Source organism: Thiemannella venezuelensis, from assembly GCF_014203605.1.
GTDB lineage: Bacteria > Actinomycetota > Actinomycetes > Streptosporangiales > Streptosporangiaceae > Planomonospora_A > Planomonospora_A venezuelensis.
Genome location: NZ_JACHJJ010000005.1, coordinates 22,624 through 34,274, shown reverse-complemented (window position 1 = coordinate 34,274; position 11,651 = coordinate 22,624). Strand labels below are relative to the sequence as shown.

10 protein-coding genes are annotated in these 11,651 nt (G+C 72.6%); 6 read left to right on the top strand and 4 right to left on the bottom strand.

Translation table 11 applies throughout. From position 1 onward, the window contains the following. The first annotated feature begins 12 nt into the window (after positions 1-12). From FHS22_RS09705 to FHS22_RS09695, 3 genes are all read left to right on the top strand, one after another. Positions 13-1,236 carry a hypothetical protein gene (locus FHS22_RS09705; RefSeq protein WP_184940325.1) on the top strand — a complete coding sequence of 408 codons (1,224 nt, stop codon included), beginning with the start codon at positions 13-15 and terminating at the stop codon, positions 1,234-1,236. A gap of 77 nt (positions 1,237-1,313) precedes the next feature. After that, positions 1,314-2,621, top strand: a complete 1,308-nt coding sequence (locus FHS22_RS09700; protein ID WP_184940323.1) for an AI-2E family transporter — start codon at positions 1,314-1,316, stop codon at positions 2,619-2,621. Positions 2,622-2,729: 108 nt separating this feature from the next. Further along, positions 2,730-4,154: a DUF2079 domain-containing protein gene (locus tag FHS22_RS09695; RefSeq protein ID WP_338047684.1), complete on the top strand. Its 1,425-nt coding sequence runs from the start codon at positions 2,730-2,732 to the stop codon at positions 4,152-4,154. Positions 4,155-4,196: 42 nt separating this feature from the next. On the opposite strand, the gene FHS22_RS09690 is transcribed toward FHS22_RS09695, so the two are convergent. Further along, positions 4,197-5,237, bottom strand: coding sequence for an SMP-30/gluconolactonase/LRE family protein (locus FHS22_RS09690; RefSeq protein WP_221473451.1), 1,041 nt, complete (start codon positions 5,235-5,237; stop codon positions 4,197-4,199). A 121-nt stretch (positions 5,238-5,358) separates the two neighbouring features. On the opposite strand from FHS22_RS09690, the gene FHS22_RS09685 reads away from it, so the two are divergent. Further along, complete coding sequence (locus FHS22_RS09685) at positions 5,359-5,817, top strand: MarR family winged helix-turn-helix transcriptional regulator (RefSeq protein ID WP_221473450.1); 459 nt, start codon at positions 5,359-5,361, stop codon at positions 5,815-5,817. Positions 5,818-5,840: 23 nt separating this feature from the next. On the opposite strand, the gene FHS22_RS38940 is transcribed toward FHS22_RS09685, so the two are convergent. Next, entirely contained in the window at positions 5,841-8,144 is a 2,304-nt protein-coding gene (locus FHS22_RS38940) for an ATP-binding cassette domain-containing protein (RefSeq protein WP_184940321.1), read from the bottom strand. 62 nt (positions 8,145-8,206) lie between these two features. On the opposite strand from FHS22_RS38940, the gene FHS22_RS09675 reads away from it, so the two are divergent. Continuing rightward, on the top strand, positions 8,207-9,217 hold the full coding sequence (locus FHS22_RS09675) for a helix-turn-helix transcriptional regulator (RefSeq protein WP_184940319.1): 1,011 nt from the start codon (positions 8,207-8,209) through the stop codon (positions 9,215-9,217). Positions 9,218-9,223: 6 nt separating this feature from the next. On the opposite strand, the gene FHS22_RS09670 is transcribed toward FHS22_RS09675, so the two are convergent. After that, positions 9,224-9,775 (bottom strand): DoxX family protein, encoded by a 552-nt coding sequence (locus FHS22_RS09670; RefSeq protein WP_338047683.1) that lies wholly within the window; start codon positions 9,773-9,775, stop codon positions 9,224-9,226. A gap of 135 nt (positions 9,776-9,910) precedes the next feature. Between FHS22_RS09670 and FHS22_RS09665 the strand changes: the two genes are divergently transcribed. Further along, positions 9,911-10,708: an endonuclease/exonuclease/phosphatase family protein gene (locus FHS22_RS09665; RefSeq protein WP_184940317.1), complete on the top strand. Its 798-nt coding sequence runs from the start codon at positions 9,911-9,913 to the stop codon at positions 10,706-10,708. A gap of 238 nt (positions 10,709-10,946) precedes the next feature. On the opposite strand, the gene FHS22_RS09660 is transcribed toward FHS22_RS09665, so the two are convergent. Further along, positions 10,947-11,624: a DUF6461 domain-containing protein gene (locus FHS22_RS09660; protein WP_184940316.1), complete on the bottom strand. Its 678-nt coding sequence runs from the start codon at positions 11,622-11,624 to the stop codon at positions 10,947-10,949. Between the last annotated feature and the right edge of the window lie 27 nt (positions 11,625-11,651).

The following is an 11,651-nucleotide window of genomic DNA, read 5'->3' as shown; positions in this document are numbered from 1 at the left end:
AGACTGCGAAGCATGCCTGCACCGGACGTGGCTGCGCTCCTGGTCGAGATGGAGCGGTCCGAACCCGACTACGCCGAGTACGCCCGGAGCGCGATCGAGTGGCTCACCGGCGGCGAGCCGCTGGAGACCATCACCGAGCTCAACGTGTGCGAGTTCCTCTGGTACACGCTGCCCACCAAGGTGAGCGGCGACCGCCCCGCGATCGCCCGGGCGCTGGGGCGGCTGCTCCTGCGCGGCGGCCTGGAGCGCTACGCCGCGCTCTGCGCCGCTCCCATGACGGCGCAGATCCTGCGCACCTACGCCCGCTCCGGCGAGGACGCGGGCCTGGCCGCCTACCAGGCGGCCCTGGACGCCACCGGGGTGCTCCCGCCCGACGTGCCGGAGCTGCGCTGGAGCTCCATCATGGGTCCGGAGGAGCTGGGCGCGCACGGCGCCTGCTCGGCCGCGCTGGAGCTCGCCATCGTCTCCGGTGGGCTCGCCCCCGGGGCCGCGGCCGACCGGGCGGCGCTGACCCGCCGCTGGCTCACCACGCCCCGCGCCGAACTGGGCGGGGACAACTGGCTCCACCGGGTCCAGGGCGAGCGGCTGAACCGCTGGGTGCTGGGCCGGGGCACGGCCTGGCGCGAGCTGGCCCAGCCGTTCGAGGTCCGCCTGCACGCCCCGATCCCCGTCCCGGACGGCGACTGCCTGGAGGTGCTGCGGCGGCTGCTCCGGCTGGGCACGGCACCCTCCGGGATCCCGCTGACCCCGGAGGGAGACCCGGTCCGCCCGGTGCTGGCGGTGCTGTCGGACGGCCGCTGGAGCGACGCCGAGCTGGACGCGGCCCTGGCCGCCGCGCAGGAGATGGAGGCGCTGCACCGGACCGGCCCGGCGCTGGCGGCCACCGCCGGCGGGCGGCGCCTGCTCGGCGACCCGGGCCTGCTCTGGGAGGCCGCCACGGCCACACTGCTGGCCCCGGTGGCCCGGGAGCACGACCTCGGGGCCTCCGCCCGGGAGGTGGCGCTCATGCTGCTGGCCGACGGCCGTCCCGCCGACAGCGAGAGCGTGATCGCCGTGATCGGCTGCGAGGAGTGGCGCCGGCCCGACCTCGAGGCCTCCCTGGCCGAGCTGGCCCTCCGGCTGGACGCCTTCGACCTCCGCTCGGGCGGTGAGCTCACCGCCGCGGGGCGCTCCGCCGCCCTGGCGGCCCTGCGCGGCCACGCCCTGCGCCCCCGCCGGTACGTCAGCATGGGCTGACCGGTGCGGGCCGCCGCCGACGTCGCGATTCCTCCATTATCCGACTATTTCCCCCAAGATAAGGGCAGTGAACGATCGTGCCCGAACCCACCTCCCCCGGCGGACCGCCGGCGCCGGGGCCCCAGGAGACCTCCGCAGCGGAACCTCCGGCGGCCGCGCCGCCCCCCGCCGTCGAGACCGTCCCGGCCACCGGGCAGGTCCTCGCCCCGGCCGCGGAGCCGATCCTCACCTCGGCCGGCCCCCTGCCCTCCCCGGGTGAGACGGGGCCCGCCCCGGCTCCGTCGGCCCCCCTGCGCGACCCCGCGGACGCCTCCTTCGACACGACCATCGCCGACGGGCCCTTCGGACGTCCCGGCCGGTCGATGCGGGGCAGCCCGTTCGTCTTCGGCTTCACCGCGGCCCTGGGCGTGCTCACCGCCTGGTGGCTGGTGCAGGCCGTCGCGAGCGCGGGCTCGGTGCTCCTCCTGATCGTGGTCTCGCTCTTCCTCGCCGTCGGCCTGAACCCGGCCGTCGAAGCCCTCCAGCGGCGCAACCTGTCGCGCCTGCTCGCGATCACCGTGGTCTTCCTCGGCGTCATCGCGCTCTTCGTCGTCTTCGGGCTTGCGGTCGTGCCCCCGCTGACCACGCAGTTCACCGAGTTCGTGGAGAACGTCCCCCGCTACGTCCAGGAGCTGCAGGACAATCCCCTGGTCCGCGACCTCGACCAGCGCTTCCAGCTGCTGGAGAAGCTCCAGCAGTACGTCACCAGCGGCGACTTCGGCACCCAGATGTTCGGCGGCGTGCTCGGCCTGGGCACGGTCCTGCTCGGCGCGGTCTTCAACTCGCTGACCGTGCTCGTCCTCACCCTCTACTTCCTCGGCTCGCTCACCTCCATCAAGGAGATGGGCTACCGGCTGGTGCCCCGGTCCCGCCGGACCCGGACCCGGCTGCTCGGCGACGAGATCATCCAGCGGATCGGCGGCTACGTCGCCGGGAACCTGATCGTCTCGCTGATCGCCGGGGTGACGACCTTCCTCTTCCTGAGCATCATGCGGGTGCCGTACGCGCTGGCCCTCGCCCTGATCGTGGCCCTGACCGACCTGATCCCGATGGTCGGCGCCTTCATCGGCGCGGGCGTGGCCTCGCTCGTCGGGTTCTTCGTCTCCCCCACGGTCGGCATCGTGTGCATCGTCTTCTTCACCGTCTACCAGCAGGTCGAGAACTACCTGATCGCCCCGAAGGTGATGCTGAGCTCGGTGGACGTCCCGCCGCTGGCCACGGTCGTGGGCGCGCTCCTGGGCGGTGCGCTGCTCGGCGTGATCGGCGCGCTGCTCGGGATCCCGATCGCCGCCGCGGTCCTGCTCATCCTGCGCGAGGTGGTCCTGCCCCGCCAGGAACGCCTCTGACCGGCACGGGCACCGCGGCGGCGGGCCGTACCCGGACCTGGCGGCCGCGGCGGAACCGGCGGCGGACCGGCGACCGGCCGCCGCCGGGAGCGGTTACGCTGGCCTGCTGTGAGAAGCACGATCCGGTCGGCGACGACCCGCCTGCTCCCCCGCGGCGACCGGGCGGCGCTCACCGTGGGCGTGATCACCGCATCGGCCGCGGTCCTCTACTCGGCCGTGAGCCTGATCCGCCTGCGCACGTTCCACCTGGGGACCTACGACCTCGTCATCTTCGACCAGGCCGTCCGCTCCTACTCGCGCTTCGGGCTTCCCGTCTCGATCGCCAAGGGGGTGCACAACGGCTTCGGGTGGGAGTTCCCGGTCCTGGGGGACCACTGGTCGCCGATCCTGGCGCTGCTGGCGCCCTTCTACTGGCTGCACGACGGACCCGAGACCCTGCTCGTCCTCCAGGGCGCGCTGATGGCGGCGGCCGTGCCTCCGCTGTGGCTGTTCGTCCGGCGGCGGCTGGGGACGGCGGCCGCGCACCTGACGGCGGTCGCCTACGCGCTCTCGTGGCCCGTGGCCGAGGCCGTCGTCTTCGACTTCCACGAGGTGGCCTTCGCGCCCGTGCTCACCGCGTGGATGATCGAGCGCCACGACGCCGGGCGGACCGGGCAGGCCGTCCTCGCCGGCGCGCTGCTGCTGTGCGTCAAGGAGGACATGGGGCTGGTCGTCGCCGGTTACGGGATCTTCCTGCTCGCCACCCGGCGGTGGAAGGCCGGGCCGGCGCTGGTGGCCGCCGGCCTGGGCGCCGTCATCGTGACGAGCAGGGTCCTCATCCCGGCGTTCGGCGGGCGGGAGGACTACTACTGGGCCTACGGCGCGCTGGGAGCCGACCTGCCGTCGGCCGCGGGGCACCTGCTGAGCAGCCCGCTGGACGCGCTCGCGCTGCTCGGCACCCCTCCGGAGAAGCTGACCACGATGCTCCTGCTGGGCGCGATGGTCCTGTTCCTGTGCCTGCTGTCGCCGATGGTGCTCATCGCGGTGCCGCTGCTGGCCGCGCGGATGCTGGCGAGCTCCTTTCCGAACTGGTGGGGGACCGAGTACCACTACAACGCGTTTCTCGCGGTGGTGCTCTTCTGCGCCGCCGCCGACGGGATACGGCGTACGGCGCCCGCCCGCCTGAGGGTCCCGGCGGCCACCGCCCTCGTGGCCGTCGCCGTCGCGGCACTGCCGTTCTTCGCCTACGGGAGGATCACTCCCGCGGGCCATCGGGCACCCGCGGCCACCGAGGCCGCGGCGGCCGTGCCGGACGGCGCGCTGGTCGAGGCGGCCAACTACGTCGGGCCCGCGCTCACCTCGCGCACGCGCGTGCTGCTGTGGGACCGCGAGCCCCGCTGGGCCCCGTGGGTGGTGGCGGACACCGGAAGGAAGACCTTCCCCTTCACGACCCGCGACGAGCAGGTGGCCCGCGTCGGCCTCCTGAAGCGGAACGGGTACCGGGTCGTCTTCGAGCGCGACGGCTACGTCGTGCTGAACCGCGACCGGCCCTGATCCCGCCGGACGGAGCCGGGCTCCGCCCGCGGGCGGAGCGGCTCAGAGACCGCGCACGGCGGCGACGGTGAACGGCCGCTGCGGGGTGCCCTCTCCCAGCGGGCCGCCCTTGTCGAACTGCGAGCGGACCACGTAGAGCGTCCCGCGGGAGCGCACCAGCGTCGTCGGGAGCTGCAGCGCCTCGTCGGTCACCCGCCGCTCCATCCGGGCCGAGGAGCCGTCCCCGGAGACCCGCCACCGGCTGATGGCGTCGTCGGTGTTGTGGACGACCCAGAGCCTGCCGTCCTGCAGCTCCAGGCCGTCGGCGTGGAGCATGTCGCCGCCGCGCAGGGCGACCCGGCGGACCTCTCCCGAGGCGGGGTCGAGGCGGTAGAGATCGCCGCCGGTCATGTCCACGGTCAGCAGGTGGCGTCCGGACCGGTCGGCGACGATCCCGTTCAGGGTGAACGCGCCGGGCGCGTGCGCGTCGAGGACGCCGCCCAGGTCGAAGCGGGGCGTGAGCGCGACGGGTTCGCCGCCCGCCCCGGCCAGTTGCTCGGGGGTGACGCGGTAGACCACGGCCCGGACGCTGTCGGTCAGGTAGGCGCTGCCGTCGGGGGTGATGGCGAGGTCGTTGACGAAGCGCGCGTCGTGCCCCGGGACCTCGAAACGGGCCAGCAGGCGGCGGCTGCGCGTGTCGTACACGGAGACCCCGGTGGTGGAGTCGGTCACCCAGAGCCGTCCGAGCCGGTCCACCTTCAGGCCGTTGGCGGTGCGGCGGCCGTCCGCGCCCGCCGGCAGGAAGACCTGGGCCGTGCGCCGTCCCGGCGTCATCCTGAAGACCGTGCCGTCGGCGAAGGATCCGGCGTAGAGGTCGCCGGTGCGCGGGTCGGCGGCGATGCCCTCGGGGTAGACCCGGTCCCCCGGCAGTTCGTACGCCGTGGAGATCCGGGGGTGCGTCCCGAGGGCGGCCGGCGCGGACGAACCGGCCGCGGCGGGCACGGTGGTCACGGCGGCCGGCGCCGCCTGGGCGGCCGGGACGCAGGACAGGGTGGCGGCGAGGGCCGCGGTCGCGGCGGCGACGGACCGGCGGAGGCGGTACACGATACTTCTCCGTTCGTACACTCATCTACATTAAATATCTACTCTTAACCTGTGCACGAACAATAATTAGAGCTCTAATGCATGTCAACATACGAACCTTCCGGGCCGTTACCATGCAGGGATGACCTCGATGCCGCTACCGGAGCGCCTGGGCTCCCACCTCAAGCGCGCCGAGCAGGCGCTCAGCGCGGCCAAGCACGCCGCACTGAAGCCGGCTCACCTGACGGTGTCGCAGTACGCGGCGCTGCTGCACCTGTCGCAGAGTCCCGGCATCTCGGCCGCCGCGCTCGCCCGCGCGTGCGCCGTCACCCCGCCGACCATGAACACCGTGCTCAAGAACCTCCAGGAGAACGGCCTCATCGAGCGCACTCCGCACGAGTGGCACAAGAACATCCTGGAGACCCGGCTCACCGAGAAGGGCGAACGGGTGCTGGCCGACGGGGACACCCGTGCGGTGCGGGTCGAGCGGGGGCTCGCCGCCGAGTTCAGCGCGGAGGAGAGGGAGACGCTGATCGCCCTGCTGGGCCGCTGCATCGAGTCCCTCCAGGCGAGCCGTCCCGACCGGGCGGGCACTCCCTGAACCCGGCCGCCCGCCGCGGACGGTCAGCGCGCGGATGACGGCCCGGCGGGCGCGGGGACGTCCCCGTCCCGGCCCCGGCCCGTCCGGGCGCGGGCCGCGAGCGCCCGAGCCGTCGGCGTGCCGGCGTCCTGCCCGTAGTCCGAGACGGGCCCCTCGTAGAGGACCGTCCCGCCGTGCCTTCCCGCTCCCGGCCCCAGATCGACCAACCAGTCGGCGTGCCGGACGACGTCCAGGTCGTGCTCGATCACCACGACGGTGTGCCCCTGCCCGGTGAGCGTGTCCAGCACATGGAGCAGGGTGTCGATGTCGCCGGGATGCAGGCCCGTCGTGGGCTCGTCGAGCAGGTAGACCGCGGGCTGCTCGCTGTCGCGCAGTTCCCTGGCGATTTTGAGGCGCTGGCACTCCCCTCCCGAGAGCGTGGTGAGCGACTGGCCCAGCCGGAGGTAGCCGAGACCGACCTCCGACAGGTGCCGGAGGGCCTTGACGACGGCCTCGTCCGGCAGCCGGCGCACGGCCTGGTCGACGGAGAGGGCGTCGACGTCGGCGATGGACAGGCCGTCGACGGTGTGGGCGAGCACCTCGGGAACGAAGCGCCGCCCGCGGCACACCTCGCAGACGGCCTCCTGGCCGTCCATGAAGGCCAGGTCGGTGTAGACGATCCCGAGACCGTCGCATCCGGGGCAGGCCCCTTCCGAGTTCGCGCTGAACAGGGCGGCGGGGACGCCGTTGTGCCGGGCGAACAGCCTGCGGACGGCCGGAGCGATGCCGGTGTAGGTGACGGGGGTGGACCGGCGGTTGGTGCCGACGGGCCTCTGGTCGATGACGGTGACGTCGTGCTGCTCGACCAGCTCGGCGGCGAGGCTGGACTTCCCGGAGCCCGCGACGCCGGTGAGGGCGGTCATCACGCCGACGGGGACGTCCACGGTGACGTTCCGCAGGTTGTTGCGGGTCGCTCCGGCGATCCTGATCGTCCGCCCGGCCGTACGCGGGGCCTTCCCGCGGGGACGGCCCCGGGAGAGCGCGCGGCCGGTGTGCGTGCCGGCCTGCCGGAGCTCCTCGAAGGTGCCCTGGAAGACGAGCCGGCCTCCGTCGGCTCCGGCGCCGGGACCGATCTCGATGATCTGGTCGGCGACCGCCATCACGGCGGGGTCGTGCTCGACGACGAGGACGCTGTTGCCGCTGTCGCGCAGCCGCCCGAGCAGTCTCGTCACGGACTCGACGTCGGTGGGGTGGAGCCCGACCGTGGGCTCGTCGAACACGTAGATCATCTCGGTGAGGCTGGAGCCGAGGTGCTTCACGATCTTGACGCGCTGGGACTCGCCGCCCGACAGCGTCGTGGTCGCGCGGGCCAGGGCGAGGTAGCCCAGCCCGATGGCGTCCATGGCGTCGAGCCTGGAGACCAGCGCGGCCACGACGGGGGCGACCTGCGGCGCGTCGACGCCCCGGACGAGTCCGGCGAGTTCGGCGATCTCCATGCGGGACATCTCGCCGATCGTGCGGCCCAGGACGGTGACGGAGCGGGACTGCTCGTTGAGCCGGTCCCCGCCGCAGTCGGGGCAGACCTCGGACCGGGTGAACCGGCGGATCGTCTCCTGCTTGCGCTCGGACATGTTGTCCGAGGTGTGCAGATATATCCGCTCGAATCGCTCGACGACCCCCTCGTAGTCCCTGGGCGGCCTCCGCCCCAGCCGCGCCGCCGCCTCTCCGCCGTGGAGCAGGGCGTTCCGCTCGTCCCGGCTCCAGTCCCGCAGCGGCGTGTCCGGGCTGAAGGTGCCGATGTCGGCGTACTGCGCGTACCAGTAACCCCCTTCGCCGAAGCCCGGCAGGCGGATCGCGCCCTGCCGGAGCGACTTGTCCAGGTCGAGGAACCGGTCGACGGCGGGGGAGACGACCTCACCGAGCCCCGAGCACGTCGGGCACATCCCGGCCGGGTCGTTGAACGAGAAGCGGTTCGACTCGCCCACGTGGGGTTCACCGAGTCGCGAGAACAGCAGCCGCAGGTAGGTCCAGGTGTCGGTGATCGTGCCGACCGTGGAGCGCGCGTTGCCGCCGATGCGCCGCTGGCCGATCACCACCACCGGGGAGAGCCCGTCGATGTGCTCCACGTCGGGGCGCGTCCACTTCGGGAGCCGGTTCCTCGTGAACGGAGGAAAGGTGTCGTTGAGCTGGTAACCCGCCTCCGCCGCGATCGTGTCGAAGACCAGCGACGACTTGCCCGAGCCCGACAGGCCCGCGAAGACGACGAGGCGGTTCCGCGGGATCTCCGCATCCAGGTCGCGGAGGTTGTTCGTACGGGCGCCTCTGATGGAGATGCTGCGCTTCACCATGCTTCCGACAGTATGGCTAGATGTGGCCGGATATTGACCGCAATTCTATGCATGATGAGGTCATGGCCGACGTGACCGGACGCATGCTGGCCCTGCTGTCGACCCTGCAGACGGGTCGGCCGTTCAGCGGGGAGGAACTGGCCTCCCGGCTGGCCGTGAGTCCCCGGACCGTCCGCCGCGACATCGAACGGCTCCGGGGCTACGGCTACCCCGTCGAGACGCAGCCGGGGCCCGGCGGCTACTACCGGCTCGTGGCGGGCCGGACGCTGCCTCCGCTCGTCCTCGACGACGACGAGGCGGTCGCGACGCTGCTCGGTCTCGCCACTCTCGCCTCCGCGCGCTCCGGACAGGACGGGGCCCTCGACGACGCGGCCACCCGCGCCTACGGCAAACTCGACCAGTTCCTCCCGGCGAGGCTCCGCCCGCGCGCGGCCGCGCTGCGCACCAGCCTGGAGACGGGGCAGCAACTCGCACCCGGTGTGAACGCGGAGGTCCTGGCCGGCCTCGCCGAGGCGATCGCCCGCCGGGAGGTCGTGGCGTTCGACTACACGGACCGGCAGGGGAGGACGAGCCGGCGGCGGGTGGAGCCGCACCGGCAGGTCCACCTGCATCTGCGCTGGTACCTGCTGGGCTGGGACCTGGGCAGGGACGACTGGCGGGTGTTCCGCGTCGACCGCGTCACCGACGCCGTACGCACCGACGCCCGCGGCCCCTCCCGCGAACTGCCGGCCGACACGGCCCTGTCGTACCTCCGGCAGGGCCTGAACGCGGACCGCCGCCGCGTCCGGCTCACCGTGAGGGCGAAGCCGCACGAGGTCGCCGACGCGTTGAAGTACCAGGACGCCCGGATCCAGCGCGTCGACGACCAGGAGACCCGGGTCACCGTCTGGCTCGACTCCTGGGAGTGGCTCGTCCTCAGCCTCGTCTTCCTGGACGCCGACTTCTCCATCATCGAGCCCCCGGAGTTCCGGGAGGCCTGCTCCGCCTTCGCCCGCCGCCTGTCCGCCGCCTGCGGAGGAGCCTCCTCGGGGCAGGGCGGCGCCGGCTCCGCGCCCGGCGCCCCTGACGCCTGACCCGGCCTACGTCCGCTCCGGCTCCGCCCGCGGCCGCCCGCTCCCGCTTCCCGCGCCCGTACGGCCCGCGGAAGCCGTACGGCCCTCGCGTCCCCCGACGGCGCCCGCCCCCCAGAGCGCGACGCCGATGTAGAGGACCTGCTCGGGGATGCGCTGCCACAGCGGCGTCGCCGCCTCCCCCGCCAGGGTCACCCCGGCCAGGGCGGCGTGGATGTTGGCCGGGAGCATGAGCACGAACAGCAGCGCCAGGCAGATCCCGGCCGCCCGCCGGGTGGCCGGGATCACGAGGCCCACCGCACCGGCCAGTTCCAGGAGGCCGGTCAGGTAGACCACGAGGGCGGGGAACGGGACGAACGGCGGAACCATCGCCACCATGTCGGCGTGGTTCGGCATGAAGGCCACATCCGACGGGACGAAGTGGGCGCCGGCCGTCATCACGAGCATGACGGCCAGGCCGTGCGCGGCGCTTACCCGCCAGGTGGCGAAGCGGGCCAGGCCGAGTGCCGCGCCCAGCAGGCGGAAGCACAGCGTGGCGGCGACGAGGACGATCACGGTCACAGGACTCACCCTCCTTTGGATAGTGACGTTATCTATTAATGGATAGTAGCACTATCTAATTGAGGGTGAACCCTCTCGGAGCAAGATCCTTGCCGTGCCGGCCGGGAGGAGTCGGCTTGGTCTAGGTTTGTGATCGTGCGGATCATCTCCCTCAACGCTTGGGGCGGCGCGATGTTCAGCGAGCTCGCCCCCTGGCTCGACGACTGCGACGCCGACGTCCTGTGCCTGCAGGAGGTGACGCACACGCCGACCGCCCGCGGCTGGACACGATTCGACGACGCCGAGCGGTCGCTGCCGCAACGAGCGGACCTCCTGGGTGATGTACGGTCGCGCCTTCCCCGCCACCACGACCTGTTCACCGCGAGCGACTCCGGGCCGGTCCAGGACCGCGAACGCGGTTCACACCGGCAGGACTTCGGGCTCGCCACCTTCGTCGCCGAGACGCTTCCCATCGTCGGCATGCGATCCGCGTTCGTACACGGCGACTACGCCGAACACCGCGATCACTGGCCGGCCGACGACCGCCCCCGCGCCGCTCTGGCCGTACGCGTCTTCGACCGCCGGGCGCAGCGGTTCGTCACCGTCGTCAACCTCCACGGCCTGCGTGACGCACGCGGGAAAACCGATACTCCGGCTCGCCGCGCACAGGCCGAAAGGCTCGCCGGCCTCATCACCGGCGTGCGCGAGAACGGCGACCTGACCGTGGTGTGCGGCGACTTCAACGTGCTGCCCGACAGCGAGACGCTCCAGATCCTCGCCAAGCTCGGCCTCACCGATCTGGTCCAGGACGCCGACACCAGAACCTCCCGCTATCCCAAGCCCGTACGGCATGCGAGCTACCTGCTCGTCTCCGAGCCCACCGCCGTCCGGCGATTCGAGATCGCGGCCGCACCCGAGGTGTCCGATCACCGCGCGTTGACGCTCGACCTTTAGCGTCGAGCCCCTCGGTGAAGATCGTCGACACCAGAAGGCCGTGCAGGTAGGTCCGTGAGCGCATGGCCACCTCTCGAAGAGAGAGGGCGTCCCGGAAGACGCTCCCTTCGGGGTCTTCGCAGACAGGGCGTGCCCGGCGCGCACGAGGGGTTGAGAAGGTCGCTTCCCGCGCATGCAGCCCGCGCGCCGACCGCTGAGGAGTCAGCGGATCGCATCGGGCGTGCGGACCGCTGAGAAGTCAGCGGGTCACGTCGGGCACGCGGACCGTCACGCAGGGGTGCGGCCGCTCCAGCCACTCGCCGGTCAGCCGCGCCCCGGTGGTGCGGTCGATGACCGCGAGGAAGGCGGCCTGCCAGTCGTAGTCGGCGCGGTCACCGAGGTCGTCGTCATCTTCGTCCTCGTCGAGGTCCTCGGGCGGGGGGTCGGCGAAGAAGTCCGTCATCGCCTGCAGTTCGGGCCACCGGGCCAGGTGGGCGTGGTGTTCCTTCTGCCCGGGGAACATCCCGTCGATCGCCAGGAGGTGCTCGCCTCCGGCCGCGAAGCTCAGCCGATTGTTGGCGTTGACGTTCCACCAGGCGCTGTAGACGCGCGCTCCCGCACTGAGCCGCCGGAGCACGACGGGCTCCGTCCCGAGGTAGTCCCACTCGAAGAGCACGGTGGTCGCGCCGTACCAGTCGACGAGCACGGGGTAGGCGTCGCGTTCGGGCGGCCCGACGGCGTCCAGCGGCGTCGGCTCGTGCAGCCGGTAGGGCGTGTTCCCGGCGAGCCGGGCGGCGACCTCGTCCAGGGTGAGCGCTCGCCCGTCGTCGGGGACCACCGCCGTCCAGCACATGCCCGCACTGAGCCACTGCGTGTCGTTCATCAGCCGCCGGTAGTACTCGCGCAGGTCGGATGTCGGCGGCTGTCCGGTGGTCACGCAGGGCCCCTTCGCTCGGCGGGAACG